Annotated in this window: 20 protein-coding genes; 14 read left to right on the plus strand and 6 right to left on the minus strand. The window is 67.1% G+C overall.

All coding sequences use genetic code 11. From position 1 onward, the window contains the following. The first annotated feature begins 17 nt into the window (after window positions 1-17). The 5 genes from RND78_RS04310 (at window position 18) to RND78_RS04330 (ending at window position 5651) form a co-directional block, all read left to right on the plus strand. The gene (locus tag RND78_RS04310) at window positions 18-1517 is read left to right on the plus strand and encodes a leucyl aminopeptidase (RefSeq protein ID WP_312726347.1); all 1500 of its coding nucleotides are present in this window, start codon (window positions 18-20) and stop codon (window positions 1515-1517) included. Window positions 1518-1587: 70 nt separating this feature from the next. Continuing rightward, window positions 1588-2016: a DNA polymerase III subunit chi gene (locus RND78_RS04315; RefSeq protein WP_312726348.1), complete on the plus strand. Its 429-nt coding sequence runs from the start codon at window positions 1588-1590 to the stop codon at window positions 2014-2016. A gap of 4 nt (window positions 2017-2020) precedes the next feature. Beyond that, on the plus strand, window positions 2021-2383 hold the full coding sequence (locus RND78_RS04320; protein ID WP_058777833.1) for a hypothetical protein: 363 nt from the start codon (window positions 2021-2023) through the stop codon (window positions 2381-2383). An 86-nt stretch (window positions 2384-2469) separates the two neighbouring features. Beyond that, window positions 2470-5301: a valine--tRNA ligase gene (locus RND78_RS04325; protein ID WP_312726350.1), complete on the plus strand. Its 2832-nt coding sequence runs from the start codon at window positions 2470-2472 to the stop codon at window positions 5299-5301. Window positions 5302-5354: 53 nt separating this feature from the next. After that, window positions 5355-5651 (plus strand): winged helix-turn-helix domain-containing protein, encoded by a 297-nt coding sequence (locus RND78_RS04330; RefSeq protein WP_312726352.1) that lies wholly within the window; start codon window positions 5355-5357, stop codon window positions 5649-5651. 3 nt (window positions 5652-5654) lie between these two features. Here the strand turns inward: RND78_RS04330 and RND78_RS04335 are convergent, their stop codons facing one another. Together RND78_RS04335 and purL are read right to left on the minus strand one after the other, a co-directional pair. Beyond that, a complete protein-coding gene (locus RND78_RS04335) occupies window positions 5655-5969 on the minus strand; it encodes an NGG1p interacting factor NIF3 (RefSeq protein WP_312726354.1) in 315 nt (104 codons plus the stop codon). A 167-nt stretch (window positions 5970-6136) separates the two neighbouring features. Continuing rightward, a complete protein-coding gene (gene purL, locus RND78_RS04340) occupies window positions 6137-10036 on the minus strand; it encodes a phosphoribosylformylglycinamidine synthase (RefSeq protein WP_312726355.1) in 3900 nt (1299 codons plus the stop codon). A 315-nt stretch (window positions 10037-10351) separates the two neighbouring features. Between purL and mltF the strand changes: the two genes are divergently transcribed. After that, entirely contained in the window at window positions 10352-11836 is a 1485-nt protein-coding gene (mltF, locus tag RND78_RS04345; RefSeq protein ID WP_312726357.1) for a membrane-bound lytic murein transglycosylase MltF, read from the plus strand. 475 nt (window positions 11837-12311) lie between these two features. Here mltF and tcdA read toward each other — a convergent pair whose 3' ends face one another. Beyond that, entirely contained in the window at window positions 12312-13097 is a 786-nt protein-coding gene (tcdA, locus tag RND78_RS04350; RefSeq protein WP_058785050.1) for a tRNA cyclic N6-threonylcarbamoyladenosine(37) synthase TcdA, read from the minus strand. An 85-nt stretch (window positions 13098-13182) separates the two neighbouring features. Here tcdA and dapE point away from each other — a divergent pair, with 85 nt between their 5' ends. The 3 genes from dapE to RND78_RS04365 are packed head-to-tail and all read left to right on the plus strand — an operon-like array spanning window position 13183 to window position 15523. After that, window positions 13183-14325, plus strand: coding sequence for a succinyl-diaminopimelate desuccinylase (dapE, locus tag RND78_RS04355; RefSeq protein ID WP_312726363.1), 1143 nt, complete (start codon window positions 13183-13185; stop codon window positions 14323-14325). Further along, on the plus strand, window positions 14322-15134 hold the full coding sequence (locus RND78_RS04360; protein ID WP_312726365.1) for a putative RNA methyltransferase: 813 nt from the start codon (window positions 14322-14324) through the stop codon (window positions 15132-15134). Before dapE ends, RND78_RS04360 begins: the two co-directional genes overlap by 4 nt. 5 nt (window positions 15135-15139) lie before the next feature. After that, window positions 15140-15523 carry a hypothetical protein gene (locus tag RND78_RS04365; RefSeq protein WP_312726367.1) on the plus strand — a complete coding sequence of 128 codons (384 nt, stop codon included), beginning with the start codon at window positions 15140-15142 and terminating at the stop codon, window positions 15521-15523. A 241-nt stretch (window positions 15524-15764) separates the two neighbouring features. Here the strand turns inward: RND78_RS04365 and RND78_RS04370 are convergent, their stop codons facing one another. Further along, window positions 15765-15977, minus strand: a complete 213-nt coding sequence (locus RND78_RS04370) for a cold-shock protein (protein ID WP_312726369.1) — start codon at window positions 15975-15977, stop codon at window positions 15765-15767. Between the two features lie 368 nt (window positions 15978-16345). Between RND78_RS04370 and plsB the strand changes: the two genes are divergently transcribed. After that, entirely contained in the window at window positions 16346-18856 is a 2511-nt protein-coding gene (plsB, locus tag RND78_RS04375) for a glycerol-3-phosphate 1-O-acyltransferase PlsB (RefSeq protein ID WP_312726370.1), read from the plus strand. A 48-nt stretch (window positions 18857-18904) separates the two neighbouring features. Next, window positions 18905-19384: a YbaY family lipoprotein gene (locus RND78_RS04380; protein ID WP_312726371.1), complete on the plus strand. Its 480-nt coding sequence runs from the start codon at window positions 18905-18907 to the stop codon at window positions 19382-19384. Between the two features lie 117 nt (window positions 19385-19501). On the opposite strand, the gene RND78_RS04385 is transcribed toward RND78_RS04380, so the two are convergent. Further along, window positions 19502-20011: a MarR family winged helix-turn-helix transcriptional regulator gene (locus RND78_RS04385; protein WP_312726372.1), complete on the minus strand. Its 510-nt coding sequence runs from the start codon at window positions 20009-20011 to the stop codon at window positions 19502-19504. 109 nt (window positions 20012-20120) lie between these two features. Between RND78_RS04385 and RND78_RS04390 the strand changes: the two genes are divergently transcribed. From RND78_RS04390 to RND78_RS04400, 3 genes are all read left to right on the plus strand, one after another. After that, a complete protein-coding gene (locus tag RND78_RS04390; protein ID WP_312726374.1) occupies window positions 20121-21035 on the plus strand; it encodes a DMT family transporter in 915 nt (304 codons plus the stop codon). A gap of 80 nt (window positions 21036-21115) precedes the next feature. Then, window positions 21116-21841, plus strand: a complete 726-nt coding sequence (locus RND78_RS04395; RefSeq protein WP_312726376.1) for an AraC family transcriptional regulator — start codon at window positions 21116-21118, stop codon at window positions 21839-21841. Between the two features lie 89 nt (window positions 21842-21930). After that, on the plus strand, window positions 21931-22881 hold the full coding sequence (locus RND78_RS04400) for a DMT family transporter (RefSeq protein WP_312726378.1): 951 nt from the start codon (window positions 21931-21933) through the stop codon (window positions 22879-22881). Between the two features lie 10 nt (window positions 22882-22891). On the opposite strand, the gene RND78_RS04405 is transcribed toward RND78_RS04400, so the two are convergent. Then, window positions 22892-24181, minus strand: a complete 1290-nt coding sequence (locus RND78_RS04405; protein ID WP_312726380.1) for an Nramp family divalent metal transporter — start codon at window positions 24179-24181, stop codon at window positions 22892-22894. Window positions 24182-24368 lie beyond the last annotated feature (187 nt).

Below are 24368 nucleotides of genomic sequence, written 5' to 3' on the forward strand. Positions count from 1 at the left end.
TTGGGGAGCTTCTCCTAATGGAATTCGTCGTCAAAAACGCTCGTCCGGAAACCCTGAAAACCGCCACCCTGGTCGTGGCCGTCGGTGAAGGCGGCGCGCTCGACGCTGCGGCCAGCGCCGTCGACGCTGCCACCTCCGGCGCCCTGAGCGCGGCGGTCAAGCGCGGCGACATCGCCGGCAAGGCCGGCCAGACCCTGCTGCTCACCAATCTGCCCGGCATCAAGGCCGAGCGTGTGCTGCTGGTCGGCAGCGGGGCCGCCGAAGGGCTGTCCGACCGTCAGTACCGCAAGCTGGCCAGCGGCGCCCTGGGCGTGCTCAAGAGCCTCGGCGGCAGCGACGCCGCCCTCGCCCTGGGCGATGTGCCGGTGAAGAACCGCGACGGCTACGGTCGCCTGCGCCTGCTGGCCGAGACCCTGGCCGATGGTGACTACGTCTTCGACCGCTTCAAGAGCAAGAAGGCCGATCCGCGGCCGCTGAAGAAGCTGACCCTGGTCACCACCAAGGCCTCCCAGGCAGACGCCGAGCGCGCCCTGGCCCACGCCCTGGCGATCACCCACGGCACCGCCTACGCCAAGGACTTCGGCAACCTGCCGCCGAACGTCTGCAACCCCATCTACGTGGCCGATCAGGCCAAGGCCCTGGGCAAGCAGTTCAAGGACGCCGGTCTCTCCGTCGAGGTACTCGACGAGAAGAAGATGCGCGAATTGGGCATGGGCTCCTTCCTCGCCGTGGCCCAGGGCAGCGCCCAGCCGCCGCGCCTGGTGGTACTGCAGTACAAGGGCGGCGCCAAGAATGCCCAGCCCTACACCCTGGTCGGCAAGGGCATCACCTTCGACACCGGCGGCATCAGCATCAAGCCGGCCGCCGGCATGGACGAGATGAAGTACGACATGTGCGGCGCTGCCAGCGTCCTGGGCACCTTCCGCGCCCTGGTCGAACTCAAGCCGGCGATCAACGTGGTGGGCCTGCTGGCCCTGGCCGAGAACATGCCCAGCGGCACCGCCACCCGTCCGGGTGACATCGTCACCAGCATGAGCGGCCAGACCATCGAGATCCTCAACACCGACGCCGAAGGCCGTCTGGTGCTGTGCGACACCCTGACCTATGCCGAGCGCTTCCAGCCCAAGGCGGTGATCGACATCGCCACCCTCACCGGCGCCTGTATCACCGCCCTGGGTTCGCTGGTCTCCGGTCTGATGGGCAACGACGAGGCCCTGATCGCCCAGGTGAAGAGCGCCGGTGACCAGGCCGACGACCGCGTCTGGCAACTGCCGCTGCACGACGAGTACCAGGAGCAGTTGGACAGCCCCTTCGCCGACATGGCCAACATCGGCGGGCCCAAGGCGGGCACCATCACCGCCGGTTGCTTCCTGGCGCGCTATGCCAAGGCCTATCCCTGGGTGCACCTGGACGTGGCCGGCACCGCCTGGATCAGCGGCGGCAAGGACAAGGCCGCCACCGGTCGTCCTGTCCCGCTGCTGGTGCAGTATCTGCTCGACCGCAGTAACGAGGCCTAAGCCTCCGTCCAAGGCCGCGACGCCCCTATGTCGCGGCCTTGCCGTTTTCCTCTCCTCCGCGTGACCCTCCATGACCCGTGTCGATTTCTACGTCCTGCCTTCCACCGATCCCGCGGCGCGGCTGGCCTTCGCTTGCCGGCTGGTGGACAAGGCCTGGAAACAGGGGATGCCGGTCTATGTGCACTGCGCCGACGCCGAGCAGCGCCAGCGCCTGGACGAGCAACTGTGGGCCTTCCGCCCGGACAGCTTCGTTCCCCACGATCTGGCGGAGAACGCCAGCGACAGCCCAGTAGTGCTCGGCCTGGACACGCCCGCGGCTCAGACTGGCGAGCTGCTGATCAACCTCAGCCTGGCCCCACCGCCCTGCCATGCGGGTTTCGCCCGGATCGCCGAAGTGGTCGTCGAAGCCCCCGAAGTCCGCCAGGCGATGCGCGAAGGTTTTCGCTTCTACCGCAAGCTTGGCTATGCTCTACAGGACCATCAGCTGTCACGTGTCTGATTTCATGACCAGCACCAAGCCCCCCGCGCACGTCCTGCAAGACCTCGAAGCCATCCGCCAGGTGCTCGACAAGAGCCGCAACGCGGTCACCCCGAGCAGCGCCGACGGCATTCCCATCCTTTCCGACGTCATCGCCCCCAGCGCCGAACGCCTCAAGGCCATCCCGCCCCTGCTCGACCAGATCGTGCCGGACGCCATCGAGGACGTGATCCCCCAGGAACCGCGGGACGACCTGGCCCGCGTCCGGCTGCGCCAGGAGGCACCGGCCATTCTCCAGGAACTGCTGGACGAAGAGCTGCCGCGCCTGGAGGCCGAACTTCAGCGCCGACTGGCGCAGCGCCTGGACGAACTGCTGCAGCGTCCCTGACCCGGGGCGCCAAGGCGCCCTGCCGTCGGCGGGCGGGAATCGCTATACTCGGAGGCTTTCCTCTTCCAGCGACAAAAGCCCCCTCCATGGACAAGACCTACCAGCCGCACGCCATCGAAACCTCCTGGTACCAGACCTGGGAACGCCAGGGCTACTTCGCGCCCCAGGGGTCGGGCGAGCCCTACACCATCATGATCCCGCCGCCGAACGTCACCGGCAGCCTGCACATGGGCCATGGCTTCAACAACGCCATCATGGATGCGCTGATCCGTTTCCGCCGCATGCAGGGTCGCAATACCCTCTGGCAACCGGGCACCGACCACGCCGGCATCGCCACCCAGATGCTGGTGGAGCGCCGCATCGGTGCCGAGGGGCTGTCGCGCCACGACCTGGGCAGGGAGAAATTCCTGGAGAAGGTCTGGGAATGGAAGAACGAATCCGGTGGCAACATCAGCCGGCAGATCCGCCGCCTGGGCTCCTCGGTGGACTGGTCGCGCGAGCGCTTCACCATGGACGACGGCCTCTCCGAGGCGGTCAAGGAAGCCTTCGTGCGCCTGCACGAGGACGGCCTGATCTATCGCGGCAAGCGCCTGGTCAACTGGGACACCAAGTTGCATACCGCCATTTCCGACCTGGAAGTGGAAAGCCATGACGAGAAGGGCCACCTCTGGCACCTGCGCTATCCGCTGGCGGACGGCGCCCGTACCGCCGAGGGCGCGGATCACCTGGTGGTCGCCACCACCCGTCCCGAGACCCTGCTGGGCGACGCCGCCGTGGCCGTGCATCCGGAAGACCCGCGCTACAAGGACCTGATCGGCCAGTACGTCGAGCTGCCCCTGGTAGGCCGTCGCATTCCCATCGTCGGCGACGACTACTGCGACCCCGAATTCGGCACCGGTTGCGTCAAGATCACCCCGGCCCACGATTTCAACGACTATGAAGTCGGCAAGCGGCACAACCTGCCGCTGATCAATGTCTTCGATGCCGACGCGGCCATCCTGCCCGGTGCCCAGGTGTTCAACCTGGACGGCAGCGTCAACGGCATGTTCGACGCCACCCTCCCCGCCGCCTACGCCGGCCTGGACCGCTTCGAGGCGCGCAAGCGCATCGTCGCCGACCTGGAAGCCGCGGGCCGCCTGGAAAAGATCGACGACCACGCCCTCAAGGTGCCCAAGGGCGACCGTTCCGGCACCGTGATCGAGCCCTGGCTAACCGACCAGTGGTACGTCTCCACCAAGCCCCTGGCCGAGAAGGCCATCGCCGTGGTCGAGAGCGGCGAGGTGCAGTTCGTGCCCAAGCAGTACGAGAACATGTACTTCAGCTGGATGCGCGACATCCAGGACTGGTGCATCAGCCGCCAGCTCTGGTGGGGCCATCGCATTCCGGCTTGGTACGACCAGGCCGGCAACGTCTATGTCGGCCGTGACGAGGCCGAGGTGCGCGCCAAGCACCACCTGGGTGACATCGCCCTGCGCCAGGACGATGACGTGCTGGACACCTGGTTCAGCTCCGGGCTGTGGACCTTCTCCACCCTGGGCTGGCCCGAGCAGACCGAGGCCCTGAAGACCTTCCACCCCACCGACGTGCTGGTCACCGGCTTCGACATCATCTTCTTCTGGGTCGCCCGGATGATCATGCTGTCCACCCATCTGACCGGGCAGATCCCGTTCAAGACCGTCTACGTCCACGGCCTGGTGCGTGACGGCCAGGGCCAGAAGATGTCCAAGTCCAAGGGCAACGTGCTCGATCCGCTGGACATCGTCGACGGCATCGACCTGGACACCCTGCTGCAGAAGCGCACCAGCGGCCTGATGCAGCCCAAGCTGGCCGAGAAGATCGCCAAGCAGACCCGCGCCGAGTTTCCGGACGGTATCGCCAGCTACGGCACCGACGCCCTGAGATTCACCTTCTGCTCCCTGGCCACCACCGGCCGCGACATCAAGTTCGACATGGGTCGCGTCGAGGGCTATCGCAACTTCTGCAACAAGCTGTGGAACGCGGCGAACTTCGTCATGGAGAACGTCGAGGGCCAGGACACCGGGGTCAACGACGAACCCGTCGAGCTGTCCTCGGTGGATCGCTGGATCATCTCCCAACTGCAGCGCACCGAGGCCGAGGTGACCCGCCAGCTCGACGCCTTCCGCTTCGACCTGGCCACCCAGGCGCTCTATGAATTCGTCTGGGACGAGTACTGCGCCTGGTACCTGGAACTGGTCAAGCCGGTGCTGTGGGACGAGAACGCTTCCCTGGAGCGTCAGCGCGGCACCCGTCGGACCCTGGCGCGCGTGCTGGAAGTGGTGCTGCGCCTGGCGCATCCCTTCATGCCCTTCATCACCGAGGAAATCTGGCAGCGCCTCAAGGCACCGGCCGGCGTCCAGGGCGAGACCCTGATGCTGCAACCCTGGCCGGTGGCCAACGAGGCGCGCATCGACGCCGCCGCCGAAGGCGACATCGAGTGGGTCAAGGCACTGATGCTGGGCGTGCGGCAGATCCGCGGCGAGATGAAGATCTCCATGGCCAAGCGCATCGATATCATCGTCGCCAACGCCAGTGCCGAGGACCAGCGCCGCCTGGCCGACTTCGAGCCGCTGTTGAACAAGCTGGCCAAGCTGGAATCGGTCCGCGTCCTGACCGCCGGCGAGGAAGCGCCGATGTCCGCCACCACCCTGGTCGGCGAGATGGAAGTGCTGGTACCCATGGCCGGCCTGATCGACAAGGACGCGGAGCTTACGCGCCTGGACAAGGAGATCGGCCGCCTGGAAGGCGAGGTCAAGCGCGTCGGTGGCAAGCTGGCCAATGAAGGCTTCGTCGCCAAGGCCCCGGCCGAGGTGCTGGAGAAGGAGCGTGCCAAACTGGCAGAGGCCGAACAGGCCCTGGCCAAGCTGGTGGAGCAGCGGCAGCGCATCGCCACCCTCTGATGCCCCTAAAGCCCACCCTCGCGGTGGGCTTTTTATTACCCAGGACGACTCTCATGGATGTGAGCAAGACCAAGACCAGCTTCTATCGCCGTCTCTATGTGGCCTGGCTGGTGGCCAGCGGCACCGCCACCAGCGTGCCGGCTTTGATGGCTGCCACCGGCATGCCGCGGCGTACCGCCCAGGACACCCTGCTGGCCCTGGCCGATCTGGATATCGACTGCCAGTTCGTGCAGGGCGAAGGCGCCCGCAACAACGCCGGTGGCTACGAGATCCGTGACTGGGGCGCGGTGGATCCGCGCTGGGTCGAGCGTGAGTTGCCGCGGATCAGGACGGTTCTGGGTTATCCCTGACGACTAGAAATCCAGCACCTGCACCACGTCATAGGCCGGCGTCTCATAGGGATGCGCGCCCTTGAGCGCCGCCACCGCCTGGCGGGCGATCTGTTCGTCGGCCAGCACCAGCTCCACACGCCATTCCTCCAGCTGTTCGAGACTGCCCTGCTCGCCCAGGTGCGGCTGGCTGCCAGGCAAAGGGCGGAACTGGCCGACGCCCTGGACCTGCCAACAACAGCTGTCGTACAGACCGATGCGACCGCCGCCCACGGCGAAGATCGCCTGCTTGACGGCTTCCAGGTGGGAGTCGGGGACGTAGAAACAGAGTTTGAGCATGGTGACGCTCTCCGGCTGGGCGGCCCTCACCCCAGCCCTCTCCCTGAGGGAGAGGGGGTAAGAGCGCAGCGGCGGATGCCGGGTGGCTCGCCGTCGGTTTGGAAGAGAGCCTATGAGCCAGGCTCACCCGACCGCAGGTCGAGCCAGCCTGGCCAGACGCCGAACCCTCAGTCCACCCAGACCCGCGCATTGCGGAACAGGCGCATCCAGCCGCCATCCTCCCCCTGCCAGTCGGCGGGGATCCAGGAGTTCTGCACGGCGCGGAAGCAGCGCTCGGGGTGCGGCATCATCAGCAGCACGCGACCGTCCTGGCTGGACAGCCCGGTGATGCCCAGCGGCGAGCCGTTAGGGTTGGCCGGGTAGGTCTCGGTGACCTTGCTGTGGCCGTCGACGTAGCGCAGCGCCACGGTGCCGGAGACATCGGCGGCGATCAGCGCTTCCTGGCTCGGGTACTCGGCGAAGCCTTCGCCGTGGGCGATGGCGATGGGCAGCCGCGATCCGGCCATGCCGGCCAGGAACAGCGAAGGCGAATCCTGCACCTGGACCATGGCCACCCGCGCCTCGAACTGCTCGGAGCGGTTGCGCACGAAACGCGGCCAGAATTCGCTGCCGGGCACCAGCTCGCGCAGGTTGGCGACCATCTGGCAACCGTTGCACACACCCAGGGTGAAGGTGTCGGTGCGCTCGAAGAACTGCTGGAAGCCATCGCGGGCACGGGCGTTGAACAGGATGGACTTGGCCCAGCCACCGCCAGCGCCGAGAACGTCGCCATAGGAGAAGCCGCCACAGGCCACCACGCCCTTGAAGTCCGCCAGGTCGATGCGGCCGGAGAGGATGTCGCTCATGTGCACATCGATGGCGGCGAAGCCGGCGCGATCGAAGGCCGCGCCCATCTCGACCTGGCCGTTGACGCCCTGCTCGCGCAGGATGGCGACCTGGGGCCGCACGCCTTTCTTGATGTAGGGCGCGCAGATGTCCTCGTTGGGATCGTAGGACAGCTTGGCCGACAGGCCCGGATGATCCTCCTCCAGCAGGGCGTCGAATTCCTGCTGGGCGCACTCGGCGTTGTCACGCAGGCGCTGGATCTGGAAGCTGGTCTCGCTCCAGACGCGCTGCAGCAGGCGCCGCTCGGCCCGGTAGAGGTGCTCGTCGTGGTAGTGGATGTTGATCTCGTAGCCGTTGACCGGGTTGCCGATCACCGCCACGCAGTCTTCCAGGCCGGCGGCGCTGAACTGGGCCAGCACCTCGTGGGTGAAGTCCTGGGGCACCTGGATGACGGCACCCAGCTCTTCGGCGAACAGGGCACGGGTCAGCTCGTCACGGTCGGCGGCCAGGGCGTCCAGGCGCAGGGCCAGGCCGCAGTGACCGGCGAAGGCCATTTCCACCAGGGTGGTGATGAGGCCGCCGTCGGAGCGGTCGTGGTAGGCCAGCAGCAGGCCGTCCTGGTTGAGGCCCTGGATCACGGCGAAGAAGGCCTTGAGGTCTTCGGCTTCGTCGACATCGGGAGCCGCCTGGCCGAGCTTGCCGTGGGTCTGGGCGAGGATGGAGCCGCCGAGGCGATTCTGGCCGCGGCCCAGGTCGACGAGGATCAGGTCGGTCTGGCCCTTGTCCAGGCGCAGCTGGGGGGTCAGGGTGCGGCGGATATCCTGCACCGGAGCGAAGCCGGTGATCACCAGCGACAGCGGTGCGGTGACGCTCTTGTCTTCGCCGCCGTCCTGCCAGCGGGTCTTCATGGACATGGAGTCCTTGCCCACCGGGATGGTGATGCCCAGCTGCGGGCACAGTTCCATGCCCACCGCCTTGACGGTCTCATAGAGCCGCGCGTCTTCGCCCGGGTGCCCGGCGGCGGCCATCCAGTTGGCGGAGAGCTTGATGTCGCCGAGCGTCTCGATGCGCGCGGCGGCCAGGTTGGTGATGGTCTCGCCGATGGCCATGCGGCCGGAAGCGGGTGCGTCGAGCAGCGCCAGCGGGGTGCGCTCGCCCATGGCCATGGCTTCGCCGGTATAGACGTCGAAGCTGGTGGCGGTGACGGCGCAGTCCGCCACCGGGACCTGCCAGGGACCGACCATCTGGTCGCGGGCCACCAGGCCGGTGATGGTGCGGTCGCCGATGGTGATCAGGAAGCTCTTGCTGGCCACGGCCGGGTGACGCAGGACGCGTTCCACCGACTCGGTCAGGTCGAGGCCGGCGCCGTCGAAGGTATCGCCCAGCTCGGCTTCACGGGTCACGCTGCGGTGCATGCGCGGCGGCTTGCCCAGCAGGACGTCCAGCGGCATGTCCACGGCGTTGTTGCCGAAGTGGCTGTCGGCCACGGTCAGCTGGCGCTCCTCAATGGCCTCGCCGACCACGGCGAAGGGGCAGCGCTCGCGTTCGCAGATGGCCTTGAAGGTCTCGAAGTTCTCGGCGTCCACCGAGAGCACGTAGCGCTCCTGGGACTCGTTGCACCAGATCTCCAGCGGGCTCATGCCCGGCTCGTCGTTGGGCACGTTGCGCAATTCGAAACGGCCACCGCGCCCGGCATCGTTGACCAGCTCGGGGAAGGCGTTGGACAGGCCACCCGCACCCACGTCGTGGATGAAGGTGATGGGATTGTGCTCACCCAGTTGCCAGCAGCGGTCGATGACTTCCTGGCAGCGGCGCTCCATTTCCGGGTTCTCGCGCTGCACCGAGGCGAAATCCAGGTCGGCGGAGCTGGCGCCGGTGGACATGGACGAGGCCGCGCCACCGCCCAGGCCAATCAGCATGGCCGGGCCGCCCAGCACGATGAGCTTGCCACCCACCGAGATGTCGCCCTTCTGTACGTGGTCGGCGCGGATGTTGCCCAGGCCGCCGGCGAGCATGATCGGCTTGTGGTAGCCGCGCACCTCGGGACCACGGGGGGTCTCGACCTGCTGCTCGAAGGTACGGAAGTAACCGGCCAGGGCCGGACGGCCGAATTCGTTGTTGAAGGCGGCGCCGCCCAGCGGGCCCTCGATCATGATGTCCAGCGGGGTGACGATGCGCTCGGGCTTGCCGTAGGGCTGCTCCCAGGGCTGTTCGAAACCGGGGATGTTCAGGTTGGAGACGGTGAAGCCGGTCAGACCCGCCTTGGGCTTGGAACCGCGACCGGTGGCACCTTCGTCGCGGATCTCGCCGCCGGAACCGGTGGAGGCGCCGGGGAAGGGGGCGATGGCGGTCGGGTGGTTGTGGGTCTCCACCTTCATCAGGATATGCACGGGCTGGCTATGCGCGCCGTACTCGCGGGACTCGGCGTCGGGGTAGAAGCGCCCGGCGGTGAAGCCTTCCATGACCGCGGCGTTGTCCTTGTAGGCGGACAGCACGCCCGTACGGGTCATCTCGTAGGTGTTCTTGATCATGCCGAACAGGGACTTCTCCTGGCTTTCGCCGTCGATGTCCCAGCTGGCATTGAAGATCTTGTGTCGGCAGTGCTCGGAGTTGGCCTGGGCGAACATCATGAGCTCGATGTCATGGGGATTGCGCCCCAGGGCGGTGAAGCTCTGCACCAAATAGTCGATCTCGTCCTCGGCCAGGGCCAGGCCCAGCGCCAGGTTGGCCTGTTCCAAGGCAGCGTGACCGCCGCCGAGCACGTCCACCGCGGTGAGCGGCTTGGGCGTGGCATGGCTGAAGATGTCGGCGGCGGCGTCCAGGGTCGGCAGCACCCGCTGGGTCATGCGGTCGTGCAGGGCCGCGGCCAGCTGCCCGTGGGCAGCGGCGTCCAGCTCGCCGGCGACGTAGTAGGCCACACCGCGCTCCAGGCGCTCGATCGACGCCAGGCCACAGTTGTGGGCGATGTCGGTGGCCTTGCTCGACCAGGGCGAAATGGTGCCCAGGCGCGGGACGATAAGGAATAGCGCGCCGCTGGGTTCCTGCTGGGGGACGCTGGGGCCGTATTGCAGCAGTCGGCCGAGGATGCCCTCTTCCTCCGCGCTCAGGGTGCCGGCGACTTCGGCGAAATGAACGAACTCGGCATAGAGCCCGGAAACACCGGGAACCAGGCGAGTCAGCTGGTCGAGAAGTTTGCCGTGACGGAACGAAGAAAGAGCGGGAGCGCCGCGCAGGATCAGCATCGGGGACAGCCTCGGGGCCAAGTCACTTTGGGGCCGTGCATTCTAGCCTAAAGGCGCGCTCGGGACACCTTCCGGCGACGAGGGTTCATCCAGCCTTACCACCAGTCTTGTATGTATAAAATGGGCGCTTTGCCAGTTCTCGCGTATACTGCGCGCCGATACGGCCTGCCGCGCCCATGGACGCGGCCTCCCATTGGGCTCAGGATAGAGCCTTTGGCCGGACCGGTGGCGCGGAGCGTCCCGACGATAACGAAAGGCCCCAGGAGGGCCGAACGATAGCGCGTCAGCAAGGCGCCAGTGCCGTTTTGATGCCGTATGGCCGAGCTAGCCCATTTGAATAGAGCCTTCAAGCGATTCGCCTGGCTTACCCTGCCCTTCCTCGCCCTGCTCATGAGTTGCGGGGAAGCGGACGTGCCCGCGCCGCCCAAGCCGACCGCCCTCGAGCAGGTCCAGCAGGCGGGCGTGCTGCGCGTGGTGACGCGCAACAGTCCGGCGACCTACTTCCAGGACCGTAACGGCGAGACCGGCTTCGAGTACGAACTGGTCAAGGGCTTCGCCGAATCGCTCAAAGTGCGCCTGGAAATCAGCACCGCCGACAACCTCGATGACCTCTTCAACCGCCTGACCGCACCGGACGGCCCGGTCATCGCCGCCGCCGGCCTCACGCCCTCCACCAATCGCCAGGGCCTGAAATTCTCCCGCAGCTATCTCGACGTGGTGCCCCAGGTCATCTACCGCAACGGCACCGTCCGCCCCAGCACGCCCAAGGACTTGGTCGGCAAGCGCATCCTGGTGCTCAAGGGCAGCAGCCAGGCACAGCAGCTCAGGGCGCTGCAGGCCCAGGTGCCGGAGCTCACCTTCGACGAATCCGACCAGGTGGAGGTCAGCGACCTGCTGCGCATGGTCGATGAAGGCCAGATCGACCTGACCCTGGTGGATTCCAACGAACTGGCCATGAACCAGGTGTACTTCCCCAACGTGCGGGTGGCCTTCGACCTGGGCGACAACCAGGGCCAGGCCTGGGCGCTGCAACCCGGGGAGGACAACAGCCTGCTCGATGCGGTCAACGCCTACCTCGACAAGGTCCGCCGCGACGGTACCCTGCAGCAGCTCAAGGAGCGCTACTACGGTCACGTCGACGTACTCGGCTACGTGGGTGCCTACACCTTCGCCCAGCACCTGCAGGAGCGCCTGCCCAAGTACGAGAAGCACTTCCGCAAGGTGGCACAGAAGCACCAGTTGGACTGGCGCCTGCTCGCCGCCATGGGCTACCAGGAATCGCTGTGGACGCCGGACGCCACCTCCAAGACCGGGGTGCGCGGGCTGATGATGCTGACCAACAACACCGCCCAGGCGATGGGTGTGTCCAACCGCCTGGACCCCGAGCAGAGCATCACCGGCGGCGCCAAGTATTTCGACCAGATCCGCGACGAGTTGCCCGACAGCATCCACGAACCGGATCGCACCTGGTTCGCCCTGGCTACCTACAACATCGGCATCGCCCACATCCTCGATGCCCGCCGGCTGGCCGAATCCCAGGGCCTGGACCCGGATCGCTGGCTGGACGTGAAGAAGATGCTGCCGCGCCTGGCGCAGAAGCAGTGGTACAGCAAGACCCGCTACGGCTACGCCCGCGGCGGCGAGACGGTGGAGTTCGTGCAGAACGTGCGCCGTTATTACGACATCCTCACTTGGACCACCCAGCCGCAGATGGAAGGCCAGCAACTGGCCAAGACGGGCCTGCACGTTCCCGCCGTGTCCGACGCCCGCCCTGTCCAGGAAGCGCCGCAGGACATGTAGCCTGAGGCGTGCCGTTGTTCAGCCGATGCGCCAGTACCACCCCCTATCCCTCGGAGAGAGGGCTGGGGTGAGGGTCGGGCCAAGCCTCGTAGCGTGGAAAACCGCGCCAGCGTTTTCCACTGGCACTCCGACACCTTCCCGCGTGGACAAGGCTGCGCCGTTGTCCACCCTACACACCATGCGGCCCCCTCTCCCCACGGGAGAGGGCTGGGGTGAGGGTCGAGCCAAGCCCCGTAGCGTGGAAAACCGCGCCAGCGTTTTCCACTGGCACCCGGCACCCGCCCGCGCGGACAAGGCTGCGCCGTTGTCCACCCTACACACCATGCGGCCCCCTCTCCCCACGGGAGAGGGCTGGGGTGAGGGTCGAGCCAAGCCTCGTAGCGTGGAAAACCACGGCAGCGTTTTCCACTGGCACCCGGCACCCGCCCGCGCGGACAAGGCTGCGCCGTTGTCCACCCTACAGGTACCTTGAGCGCTAGCCCTTGGGCTTCTGGATCAGCTTGTCCACGGCGCGCGCCGCAGCCACCATGCCGAAGGTGGCGGTGACCATCATCACCGCGCCGAAACCACCGGCGCAGTCCAGACGGACACCTTCGCCGACGAAGCTCTTCTGCTGGCAGACGCTGCCGTCCGGCTTGGGATAGCGCAGCTGTTCGGTGGAGAAGACGCAGGGCACGCTGTAGTGGCGACTGGGATTGCGCGAGAAGCCGTAGTCGCGGCGCAGCAGCGAGCGTACCCGCGAGGCCAGGGGGTCGTTGTAGGTGCGATTGAGGTCCACCACCTGGATCTGGGTAGGATCGATCTGCCCACCGGCGCCGCCGGTGGTGACGATGGCGATCTTGCGCCTCTTGCACCAGGCGATCAGCGCCGCCTTGGAGGCCACGCTGTCGATGCAGTCCAGCACCAGGTCGAGCTCTTCGGTGATGTAGTCGGCCATGGTCTCGCGGGTAACGAAGTCCGCCACCGCCTTGACCGCGCAGGCCGGGTTGATGGCCTGGATGCGCTCGGCCATCACCGTGACCTTGGGCCTCCCCACCTGGCCCTCCAAAGCATGCACCTGGCGATTGGTGTTGCTGACGCAGACATCGTCCAGATCGAACAGGCTGATGCGGCCGACGCCACTGCGGGCCAGGGCCTCGGCGGCCCAGGAACCCACCCCGCCGATGCCGACCACGGCGACGTGGCTGGCGGCCAGGCGCTCGACGGCCTCCTGCCCATAGAGCCGGGCGATCCCGCCGAAGCGTTGTTCATCGAACGTCATGAAGGCTTTCCACAAAAGCCACAGTATAGGTTTTCCTTTACCATACCGCTCCCCCTTGAACCCTAGCCGCCTCCCGGGACCCGCCATGACCACCGTCCTTACCCCCACCCTGGAACTCGCCTGCGACCTCATCGGCCGAGCCTCGGTCACGCCGCTGGACGAAGGCTGCCAGGCGCTGATGATGCAGCGCCTGGAGCGGCTGGGCTTCGCCCTCGAGCCCCTGCGTATCGAAGAGGTCGACAATTTCTGGGCACGCCGTGGCGGCGAGGGTCCGGTGCTGTGCTTCGCCGGCCATACCGACGTGGTACCCACCGGCCCGCTGGAGGCCTGGCAGCAGGCGCCCTTCAATGCCCACGTGGATGCCGACGGCATGCTGCGCGGCCGCGGCGCCGCCGACATGAAGGGCAGCCTGGCGAGCATGATCATCGCCGTGGAGCGCTTCGTCGCCGACCATCCCGACCACCGTGGCGCCATCGCCTTCCTCATCACCAGCGACGAGGAAGGCCCGGCCCTGCACGGCACTCGCGCCGTGGTGGAGCGCCTGCGCGAACGGGGCGAGCGGCTGGACTGGTGCATCGTCGGCGAACCCTCCAGCACCCGGCTGCTGGGTGACGTGGTCAAGAACGGGCGTCGCGGCTCGCTCAACGGCCGCCTGACCGTACGCGGCAAGCAGGGGCACGTGGCCTATCCGCACCTGGCGCGCAACCCCATCCACCTGGCGGCCCAGGCCCTGGCGGATCTCGCCGCCGAGCAATGGGATGAGGGCAATGCCTTCTTCCCGCCCACCAGCTTCCAGATTTCCAACCTCAATTCCGGCACCGGCGCCGGCAATGTGGTGCCGGGCGAGTTGCAGGCGCTGTTCAACTTCCGTTTCTCCACCGAATCCACCGTGGAAGGCCTGCAGGCACGCGTAGAGGCCATCCTCGACCGCCACGGGCTTGATTGGCACCTCGACTGGTCGCTCTCCGGCCTGCCCTTCCTCACCGAGCCGGGTGACCTGCTCGACGCCGTCGCGGCCAGCGTGGAAGCCGTCACCGGCTATCGTCCCGAGGCCTCCACCAGCGGCGGCACCTCGGACGGCCGCTTCATCGCCACCCTGGGCGCTCAGGTGGTGGAGCTGGGACCAGTCAACGCCACCATTCACCAGGTGGACGAACACGTCCTGGCCAGCGACCTGGATCTGCTGACCGAGGTGTACTACGGCACCCTGGTGCGGTTGCTGGCATGAAGCTGATCTGTCCGCTCTGCCAGGCGCCGCTGGCCGACGTCGACGGCGGCGTCGGCTGCCCCGCCGGCCATCGTTTCGACCGCGCCCGCCAGGGCTATCTGAACCTGCTGCCAGTGCAGCACAAGAAAAGCCTGGACCCGGGTGACAACGCCGCCATGGTCGAGGCGCGCCGACGCTTCCTCGACGCCGGCCACTACGCGCCGCTGGCCGAGCGCCTGGCGCAACTGGCCGCCGAGCGCGCGCCCCAGCGCTGGATCGACGTGGGCTGCGGCGAAGGCTTCTATACCGAACGCCTGGCCCAGGCCCTGCCTGCGGCCGACGGCTACGCCCTGGACATCTCCCGCGAGGCGGTGCGCCGCGCCTGCCGGCGTACCCCGGCGCTGACCTGGCTGGTGGCGAGCATGGCGCGTCTGCCGCTGGCGGACGCCAGTTGCCAGTTGCTGGCCAGTGTCTTCAGCCCCATCGACTGGCGCGAGGCCCAGCGCGTGCTGGCACCGGGTGGCGGTATCCTGCGACTGGGCCCCGCCAGTGCCCATCTGCTGGAGTTGCGCCAGCGGCTCTACGACGAGGTGCGCGACTATGCCGAGGACAAGCACCTCCAGGATCTGCCACCGGGGCTGGAACTGGCCCACAGCGAGGGGCTCGAATTCGTGCTGCCGCTAGCCGAGCGCCAGACCCGCGAAGACCTCCTGGCCATGACGCCCCACGGCTGGCGGGTCAATGCCGAGCGCCGCGAGCGCGTGCTGGCTGAGCCCTTCGAGGTGCGAGTAGCCGTGCGTTACGATTGGATCGTCAAATCCGGAGCCTAAGTCCCATGCGCCAGCCCGATATCGAAATCTACCTCAAGGACGTCGACCGGGACGCCGTCTCGACCTGGCTCGAACAGGTGTTCGCCATGCCCTGCGAATGGCAGGCCCGCGGGCAGACCTTCAAGTGCACCCTGCGCTATGGCGGCGAGTCCATTCCAGTCACCTGGCTGCCGAAGGCGGTGGGCAAGTGGCACAGCCTGCTGCTGGAAAGCGACGTCTCGCCCTGGGTGGACGATCTGGCTTGCGCGCGCGATGCCCAGGCGGCGCTGCAGGTGCAGGTGCGTTGCGCCCCGAGTGGCTGGAGCGAAGAGGAAGACGAGGAAGCCGCGGATCATTGGCTGAAGGTCACGGACGCCGGTGTCGAGGAGATCGTCTGGCGGACCGAATGACCAGAGTCCATTCAAAGTCTGCTGCGCGTCGGCCAAACGGCGTTGAAAAGACCTTGGAAGGCCAGCCCCACCTGAGCGGCCTGTCGCAATGCTCATTTACCACTCGTAAACTCGAGCGCGAGCCCGGTCCGCTTCCTCAGGTCTTTTCGTGGGGCCGCCTAGGCATTGTTTGGCTCTAGCTCGCGAGACCTTGAACAGACTCTAAAATCGCGAGGAGTCTGGCGCTCATCGCGAGACGGGCTCAGAGTCGGGCGACGTCTTCGGCCTGCAAGCCCTTCTGGCCCTCGACCACCGAGAATTCCACCTGCTGGCCTTCGGTCAAGGAGCGATGTCCTTCTCCGCGGATGGCGCGGTAGTGGACGAACACATCCGCACCGCCCTCGCGCTGAATGAATCCGTAGCCCTTGGCGTCATTGAACCACTTGACGGTCCCGGTTTCGCGTTGCTCACCCATCACATCTCTCCGAAGCTTTCTGGATTTCCTATCCCTGGTCGCCCAAGTGCGGGCAACCGGGTTGCCTTGTTGTGTCGGTACGGACTGCGTGCCGGCAACGCCACCCGCGGGCAGCCCTGCCAAGCATCGGCAAAAACCTGCCGATGCCTTATGAAGCATGGCTTGCCCGGCAAAAGCAACGTTCTTTACGCAAAGTGCCATCATGGCTGGAAGCCGCGCCAGTGCCGGGTTTCCGTCGACTCGCAAGGCAATTTCCCAGCACGGGTGACAAGATCGCGGCTGGCAGGTCGAAGTCTGCACAAGACGGGTGGTTTTACGCCCGCCAGGCCTTCCGGCACACTGCCGCCTCGTCAATCCGGTAGCCCTTCATGACTCGTTCGCCGCTGCGTCTCCTGGCCTTTTCGCTGCTCAAGCGCCTGCTCTACCTCTGGGTTCGCTCCGAGACCACCCAGGCCGCCAGCCTGCTCAGCCGCATCGATCCGACCAAACCGGTGCTCTATGTGCTGCCCGAAGCCTCGCTGAGCGACCTGGCGGTGCTCGACCGGGAGTGCCGCAAGGCCGGCCTGCCCCGCCCGCTACGGCCGCTGGTGTTGGGCGCCCGTACCGAACCCCTCGCCTACTTCAATGCCGTCGGCAAGCCGGACTGGCGCGGACGGCCGGCGCGACGCTCGGTGCCGCCCACCCTGCGCCGGGTGGTGGCGGCAGTGACCGAGCAGCAGCTGGACGACGTCCAGCTGGTTCCGGTCAGCGTCTTCTGGGGCCAGTCGCCGGATCGCGAGACCAGCCCCTGGAAGCTGCTCTGGGCGGACAACTGGGTGGTGACCGGACGGCTGCGCAAGGCCGCGCGCATCCTGGTGCTGGGCCGGCTGACCCGGGTGCAGTTCTCCAAGCCGCTGTCGCTCGGCGAACTGGCCGCGCAACGCCCCGACCCGCAGCGCCTGGAGCGGCTGGTGATGCGCCGCCTGCGCATCCACTTCCGCAACGTGCGCCAGGCGGTGATCGGCCCCGACCTCTCGCACCGGCGTACCCTGTTGCGCGGCCTGCTGCGGGCGCCCCAGGTCCGCGCGACCATCGCCCGGGAGATCGCCCAGCGCAAGGCCACACCCGGGCGCATCGAAGACGAGGCGGCGCACTATGCCCGGGAAATCGCCTCGGACTTCTCCTATCCGGTGGTGCGCTGCCTGGACGTCGGCCTGCGCTGGTTCTGGAACAGCATCTACCAGGGCGTGACGGTCAGCCACATCGAGCGCATCCAGGAGATGGCGCCAGGCCATACCGTGGTGTACGTGCCCTGCCACCGCAGCCACATCGACTACCTGCTGCTGTCCTACCTGCTGTTCCAGAATGGCCTGACCCCGCCGCACATCGCCGCCGGCATCAACCTGGACATGCCCGTGGTGGGCAACATCCTCAGACGTGGCGGTGCCTTCTTCATGAGGCGCAGCTTCAAGGGCAACGCCCTCTATGCAGCGGTGTTCAACGAATACCTGCATAGCCTGTTCAGCCGCGGCTTCTCCACCGAGTACTTCGTCGAAGGTGGCCGTTCGCGTACCGGGCGGACCCTGCAACCCCGTACCGGCATGCTGGCCATGACCCTGCGCAGCTTCCTGCGCGATTCGCGCCGCCCCATCGTCTTCGTCCCGGTGTACATCGGCTACGAGAAGGTCTTCGAGGGCCGTACCTACCTGGGCGAGTTGCGTGGCGCCGCCAAGAAGAAGGAGTCCATCTTCGATCTGGTCAAGGTCTTCGGTGCCCTGCGCCAGCGCTTCGGCCGGGTCTGGGTCAACTTCGGCGAACCCATCCCGCTGCAGAGCTTTCTCGATGCCCGTCGCCCCGGCTGGCGCGACGAACCTCTCGACGAAGATCTGAAACCCAGCTGGTTCAACCCGGTCACCCATGAACTGGGCGAGCGGATCGTCCGGCGCATCAATGCCGCCGCGGCCGTCACCCCGGTCAACCTGGTGGCCCTGGCGCTGCTGTCGACCAACCGCCAGGCGCTGGACGAAGGCGCCCTGGTGCGCGCCATCGACCTCTACCTGGACCTGTTGAGGCGGGTGCCCTACTCCACCAGCGTCACCCTGCCGGAGGGCGACGGCCAGTCGATGATCGAAGAGGTCCGCGCCCTGGGCTTCCTTTCCGAGCAGCAGGACGCCCTGGGCCGCATCCTCTACCTGGACGAGCAGAACGCGGTCCTGATGACCTACTACCGCAACAACGTCCTGCACCTCTTCGCCATTCCGGCGCTGATCGCCAGCTTCTTCCAGAATACCGGGCGGATGACCCGCGAGCTGATCCATAGATTCGCCCTGGCGCTCTATCCCTACCTGCAGGCCGAGCTGTTCATCCACTGGGAGCGCGAGGAGCTGCCCCTGGTGGTGGACGGCTGGCTGGAAGCCATGGTGGAGCGCGGTCTGCTGCGCCTGGAGGATGACGTCTTCGTGCGTGCGGCGCCCAGTTCGCGGCAGTTCGTCCGTCTCACCCTGTTGGCGCGGGCCATCCTACAGACCCTGCAGCGCTACTACATGACCACCGCGCTGATCCTCAACCATGGCCAGAACAGCCTGACCGCGCCGCAACTGGAAGAACTCTGTACGGTGATGGCCCAACGGCTGTCGGTGCTGCATGGCCTCAATGCACCGGAGTTCTTCGACAAGTCGCTGTTCCGCCACTTCATCCAGACGCTGCTGGCCGAAGGGGTGTTGCGCAAGGCCGACGACGGCACCCTGGGCCATCATGAGCTGCTCGGCGAACTGGCCGAGGGCGCGGGCAAACGGGTGCTGCCGGCGGAGATCCGCCTGTCGATCCGCCAGGTGGCGCTGGATCGCCCCGACGCCCCGGACTTGCCGGAGAGTGAATCGCCGCCCGCGGCGGGCAACTAAGCCGGCGCGGATGGGTCACAGCAGTCGATTTCAGTCCAGGATCTACCCATGAAAAGAATCGCCACCCTGCTCGCCACCTCGCTGCTGCTCAGCGCCTGTAGCGGGCTGCGCCCCGGCCCTTCCACGCCGCCGCCAGCCGGCCAGCCGCTGCCGCCCACCGAGCAGCCGCAGACCACCACCCCTGGCACGCCGGCCCAGCCGAGCATGACCAGCCTCAGCGGCCAGGCCACCTTCACTGCCAACGAGCCGGTACCGCCTACCGCCAAGCTCACCGTCAGCCTCTACGGCGCCAGCGCGGGCGACACCCCAGCCGGTCGCCTGGCCCAGCGCACCCTGTTCGTCAAACAGCCCGGCCAGGTGCCCTTCCGCCTCGACTACGCGCCCTCGCGGGTCAAGAGTGGCGAGCGCTACCTGCTCAGCGGCCGTATCCTACTCGGCGGTCGCCCGCTGTACCTGACCCAGGAGCCGGTGGTGGTCGACCTGAACGACGCGGGCGAGGTGGAGTTGCCGCTGCAGCCGGTGCGTTAGGACTGCCTCCATCGCTCATGGGCGGCATGGCCAACGGATTGGCATCGCTCTGGACGGTCAGCCGCTGTAGTAGAACGTACCGACAACCCCGAGCGGTGTGCTTGCCGCACTGTCGGATTAGGTTTCTCTGGCAGCCAAGTGCTCGACCTCGGCTGCCACCGGACACCTCGAGCCACAGGCGGACTCATCGCAGAAGCGGCAGAGATGATCGGCCTGCTGCGCGCCGGTCGTCAGCGCGGCCAGCATGGCTGCCAAGGCCTGTTGCAAGGCGTCCCGCTGGGTCTTGGGTACGGCATCCAGCGCCCGCGTCAATACCGCCGTTCGCGCCGCGACCAGCCGCTCGCGTTGCGCCTCGCCCGCCGAAGTCAGGCTTGCCTGGACTTCACGACGATCTTGCCCAGGTTGGCGACTGACCAAGCCCGCGCCGACCAGGGCATCGAGCGTCCTCACCATGACCGAATGACTGAGACCGGCAATGGCCGCCAGCTCACGGATCGTCAGGCCGGGATACTGAGCCAGGGCATTAAGCACGGTACAGCCGGCGCTGCTGACGCCACCGGCCCGCTGTAAAGCCTCTGTCTGGGCATCGGCCAAGGCTAGGGCGCAGGCGCCCAGAAGATTTTCCAATTGCACTTCGTTCATGATTTTAATATATGCATTCTGAATACATTTAAAAATGAGTGATTACCCAGCAGATTCACCCCTATGACGCTTCAGCTTGCGGAGCCTAGCCTAAATGACAACTACCCAAGCGATCCCCTTCGGGCGCGACCGCAGCCTGGCGATCCTAGCCATGATAGGTTCGGCAGCCTGCTGGGGGCTGGCCACCGTCGCCAGCCGCGACCTGCTGGAACAGGTGCCCTCCTCGACCCTGCTACCGATCCAATTGGTAGCCAGTCTGCTCTTTCTGGCCATTCTCGCATCGCGCGAGAGCCGCCAACCGGCATCATGGCCGCTCTTGCTGCGTACCGCCTGGCCAGGCGTGCTCGAACCAGGGCTGGCTTATGGGATAGGGCTCGCCGGTCTCTCCCTGACCAGCGCCGGCCATGCCGCGGTGATAGGTTCGGCCGAACCCATGTTCATCGTCCTGCTGGGCTGGCTGCTGCTGGGGCAGCGTCCTCGGCGACGCCTGCTCGCTTGCCTGCTGGCCACCGTGATCGGCTTGTTGCTGATCGGCATCTGCGGTAACGAGACCGGGAACTCGGCGACCTCGCTCCAGGGCGATCTGCTGATCGTGCTGGGAACGCTGTTCGCCGCCGGCTACGTCATCGCCTCGTCGCGCCTGGCAAGCCACTATCCACCCGCCAGCCTGGCGTTGGTGCAACAAGGCGCTGGGCTGTTGTTCATCCTGACGCTGCAGGGGGGCATGGTTGCCGCGGGGTTGGCTACCCCACACTGGGAAGCGCTGGACAAGGCCGTGATCGCCGAGGCGGCGCTGTCCGGGGTGCTGCAATACGCCCTGCCCTTCTGGCTCTACCTCCTGGGCCTGCGCCACCTGAGCGCCGCCAGCGCCGGTCTCTATCTTGCCCTCATTCCGGTATTCGGCCTGGTCGCCGCCTTTCTCTGGCTGGATGAACGACCAACGATGGGCATGCTCCTTGGTGCCGTCCTCATCCTGGCATCCATCGCGGTCGCGAGGCGACATACCTGATTCCCCTGCTACGCCTCGCCCTGGGTTCCGTGCGAAGATCCCGGCTCTTGTGCCCCCGTACCCTTCTCCCGAGGTGACTCGTGACTCCACGCCTCGCCATCAAGCGCTATGAGGGCGACCACCAGCCCCACGCCCATGCCTTCGCCCAGTTGGTGCTGCCCATTCAGGGTGGCATGGAGCTGGAGTTGGAAGGCCGCAACGGGGCACGGCTGCATACCGGGCTGGCCGCCCTGGTGGCGCCCGACTGCGGTCATGCGCAGCGCTCAGCGCCGGACAGCCGTTTTCTGGTGATCGACTGCTCCGCCGACTGGCTGCCGGCCCAGACCCTGGACCAGGCGCTGCGCCAACCCGGCCTGCCGATTCCACCGGCGGCGCGGCAGCTGATCGCCTTTGCCGAGCTGACGCCAGCGCAGACTCTGGCCCAGCAGGCCCATGAACTCACCCGGCTACTGCTGACCACCCTCACCGCGCCCACCGAGGCCTCAGCCTTCGCGCGCCTGCTAGCGCGGGTGGAAGCCCAACCGGCCGGTGACTGGAGCAATGCGGACATGGCCCGCCTGGCTGGGGTCGGTCTGACGCGACTGCACCTGCTGTTCCACGAGCGCTTCGGCCAGACACCCCAGGCCTGGCTGACCGATCTGCGCCTGCGCCAGGCCCAGCGCTGGCTGGGAGACAGTCGCCTGCCCATCGCCGAGATCGCCCTGCGCGTCGGCTTTTCCGATCAGGCCGCCCTCACCAGGGCCATGACTCGCCGACAGGGCATCAGCCCCGCCGCCTGGCGGCGCAGCCAGCGCACGCTGGGGTGACGCACGCCGGGTAAAAAGCGCCGTAGCCTCAGGCAAGACCCGTCAGCACCTCCGTCGTCAGACTGATCGCGAATCGGTGGAGGCGACAGATGAACGAACGAGCGCTATCGGCAACGGGAATCGGCTATGGGGTCGCGGCAGGCCTGTGCTGGGGGGTGATCTTTCTCGCCCCGGCGCTGGTGCCCGATCTCAGCGGCGCCCAGTTCGCCGTGCTGCGCTTTCTCTGCTACGGCGGGGTCTCCCTGGTGCTGCTCCTGCCGCGCTGGCAGCGGCTGCGAAGCCGGCTCACCCGCGCGGACGGACGACGCCTGTTCTGGCTGAGCCTGATCGGCAACCTGGGCTACTACGCCCTGGTCGGCGCCGGGGTGCAGCAGGCTGGCATCGCCGCGACCACCCTGATCGTCGGCCTGATTCCGCTGCTGGTGGCCCTGGCTGGGCGCGCTGACGCCGGGGCCGTGGGTGTCGATCGCCTCTGGCCATCGTTGGCCTGCGCCCTGCTCGGGGTGGGGCTGATCAGCTACGAGGCGCTGACCGCCACGGCCCTGGGTGCCCAACCGGTCCTGGGTCTGCTCTGCGCCTGCGGCGCCCTGCTGGCCTGGAGTTGGTTCGCGGTAGTCAATACCCGTCACCTGACCGTGACCGCCATCGGCAGCCACGACTGGGCCCTGCTGCTGGGCGGAGTGACCGGCCTCCAGGCGCTGCTGGCCGCGCCCTTCCTGCTGGGGCCGGACCTGCTGGTACGGGCGCCGCAGGACTGGGTGCAGCCGCTGGTGGTAGCCGCCGGCGTGGCGCTGCTCGCCTCGGTGGTCGGTGGCTTCTGCTGGAACCAGGCCAGTCGCCGCCTGCCGCTGACCCTGAGCGGCCAGGCCATCGTCATCGAAACGCTGTCTTCGCTACTCTACGGCTTTCTCTGGCAGTGGCGGTTGCCGACGCTGCTGGAAGCCCTGGCCATCGGTCTGCTGGTCGTGGGGGTGGTCTGGTGCCTGAGGTGCCACCAGCAGCCTGTCCCGGCCAGCGCGCCAGCCGGGTCGGCCTGCTAGCAGCGCAGCCCTAGAACAGCCGGGCGATCTCGTTCAGGCTGAGGACGATGAACAGCGCCGCGGCCAGGCCCAACAGGCCATTGGACAACCAACCCGAACGCCACTCCCGGGGTACCCGCTTGGAGTTGAGCAGCCAGATCAGGGTCAGCGCCAGGAAGGGCATGAAGAAGGCGCCGAAGGCCCCGTAGGCGATGATCAATCCAAAGGGCCGGCCGAGCAGCAGCAGGACCATCGGCGGAAAGGTCAGCCAGAGCACATAGAAGCGGAAGGCAGGGGTCTTCTCCAGGTCGTCCCGGCTGCCGTTGCCGCCAGTGGCCTGGCGGACGAAGTCGGCGAACAGCAGGGACACGCCGTGCCACACCCCCAGGATCGAGGAGAAGGTGGTCGCCGCGAAGCCGATCAGGAAGACGGTTGAGACCACCGGGCCGAAGCGCTGCTCCAGCACCTCGTCCAGGTCGAGCAGGCCGCGATCACCGCTGGAAAGGGTGATCTGTGCGGTGTACAGCAACTCGGCGCCGACGATCAGCATGGAGATGACGAAGATGCCGGTGGCGATGTAGGCCACCTGGTTGTCCAGGCGCATCACGCCCATCCAGGCCGGGGTGCGCCAGCCCTTGGCGTTCACCCAGTAGCCATAGGCGGCCATGGTGATGGTGCCGCCGACCCCGCCGATGAGGCCCAGGGTGTAGATCGCCGAGCCCTCGGGGATGGTCGGCACCAGACCGGTGACGGCATGGCCGAGGTTGGGCACCACCAGGATGGCCAGGCCCACCACCACCACGAACATCACGCCGATGAAGAACTTCATCGCCGCCTCGAACACGGCATAGCGATTGAGCAGCACGAAGACCGCCCCGGCGACCCCCGACAGCGCGCCCCAGGCCCAGAACGGCAGCACATCGGGGAACAAGGCGGCCAGCGGCAGGGCGGTGGCGCTCATGGCGGTGCCGCCGTAGACGAAGCCCCACAGCACGATGTAGATGCCGAAGTACCAGTAGGTCCAGATGCCCAGGGAGCGCCAGCCTTCGAGCATGGTCGAGCCGGTGGCCAGGTGGTAGCGCGCGGAGCCCTCGGCCAGGGCGATCTTGACGATGCAGCCCACCACCGCGGCCCAGAGCAGCGCATAGCCGAAGCGCGAGCCGGCGATGAGGGTGGCCACCAGGTCGCCGGCACCCACGCCGGTCACGGCGACCACGATGCCGGGGCCGACCAGCTTCCAGCGTGCCAGGGTGCCGCTCGGCGGCTGGGCGGAATCGGTCGCCGAGGGGGCGGGCGCGACCTTGTTGTTGTTCTCGGCCATGAGCTCTCTCCGGTGCGGGGACATGCCCCTCGACTGTCCCGGATGACCGGTCGGTCAACAAGCACCAGAGGATTACAAGGTGTAAGAGCCTGTTCAAAGTCTGCTGCGCGTCGGCCAAACGGCGTTGAAAATGCCCTGGCTCGCCAGCCCTACCTAGGCGGCCCCGTCGGAGTGCTCATTTACCACT

The sequence above is a fragment of the Pseudomonas oryzihabitans genome, assembly GCF_032027545.1.
Classification (GTDB): Bacteria; Pseudomonadota; Gammaproteobacteria; order Pseudomonadales; family Pseudomonadaceae; genus Chryseomonas; species Chryseomonas oryzihabitans_F.

What these genes read in the sequence shown, in the direction of transcription:
- RND78_RS04310 (WP_312726347.1), top strand. Translation starts at nt 18, where the DNA reads ATGGAATTCGTCGTCAAAAACGCTCGTCCGGAAACCCTGAAAACCGCC.
- RND78_RS04315 (WP_312726348.1), top strand. Translation starts at nt 1,588, where the DNA reads ATGACCCGTGTCGATTTCTACGTCCTGCCTTCCACCGATCCCGCGGCG.
- RND78_RS04320 (WP_058777833.1), top strand. Translation starts at nt 2,021, where the DNA reads ATGACCAGCACCAAGCCCCCCGCGCACGTCCTGCAAGACCTCGAAGCC.
- RND78_RS04325 (WP_312726350.1), top strand. Translation starts at nt 2,470, where the DNA reads ATGGACAAGACCTACCAGCCGCACGCCATCGAAACCTCCTGGTACCAG.
- RND78_RS04330 (WP_312726352.1), top strand. Translation starts at nt 5,355, where the DNA reads ATGGATGTGAGCAAGACCAAGACCAGCTTCTATCGCCGTCTCTATGTG.
- RND78_RS04335 (WP_312726354.1), bottom strand. Translation starts at nt 5,969, where the DNA reads ATGCTCAAACTCTGTTTCTACGTCCCCGACTCCCACCTGGAAGCCGTC.
- purL (WP_312726355.1), bottom strand. Translation starts at nt 10,036, where the DNA reads ATGCTGATCCTGCGCGGCGCTCCCGCTCTTTCTTCGTTCCGTCACGGC.
- mltF (WP_312726357.1), top strand. Translation starts at nt 10,352, where the DNA reads ATGGCCGAGCTAGCCCATTTGAATAGAGCCTTCAAGCGATTCGCCTGG.
- tcdA (WP_058785050.1), bottom strand. Translation starts at nt 13,097, where the DNA reads ATGACGTTCGATGAACAACGCTTCGGCGGGATCGCCCGGCTCTATGGG.
- dapE (WP_312726363.1), top strand. Translation starts at nt 13,183, where the DNA reads ATGACCACCGTCCTTACCCCCACCCTGGAACTCGCCTGCGACCTCATC.
- RND78_RS04360 (WP_312726365.1), top strand. Translation starts at nt 14,322, where the DNA reads ATGAAGCTGATCTGTCCGCTCTGCCAGGCGCCGCTGGCCGACGTCGAC.
- RND78_RS04365 (WP_312726367.1), top strand. Translation starts at nt 15,140, where the DNA reads ATGCGCCAGCCCGATATCGAAATCTACCTCAAGGACGTCGACCGGGAC.
- RND78_RS04370 (WP_312726369.1), bottom strand. Translation starts at nt 15,977, where the DNA reads ATGGGTGAGCAACGCGAAACCGGGACCGTCAAGTGGTTCAATGACGCC.
- plsB (WP_312726370.1), top strand. Translation starts at nt 16,346, where the DNA reads ATGACTCGTTCGCCGCTGCGTCTCCTGGCCTTTTCGCTGCTCAAGCGC.
- RND78_RS04380 (WP_312726371.1), top strand. Translation starts at nt 18,905, where the DNA reads ATGAAAAGAATCGCCACCCTGCTCGCCACCTCGCTGCTGCTCAGCGCC.
- RND78_RS04390 (WP_312726374.1), top strand. Translation starts at nt 20,121, where the DNA reads ATGACAACTACCCAAGCGATCCCCTTCGGGCGCGACCGCAGCCTGGCG.
- RND78_RS04400 (WP_312726378.1), top strand. Translation starts at nt 21,931, where the DNA reads ATGAACGAACGAGCGCTATCGGCAACGGGAATCGGCTATGGGGTCGCG.
- RND78_RS04405 (WP_312726380.1), bottom strand. Translation starts at nt 24,181, where the DNA reads ATGGCCGAGAACAACAACAAGGTCGCGCCCGCCCCCTCGGCGACCGAT.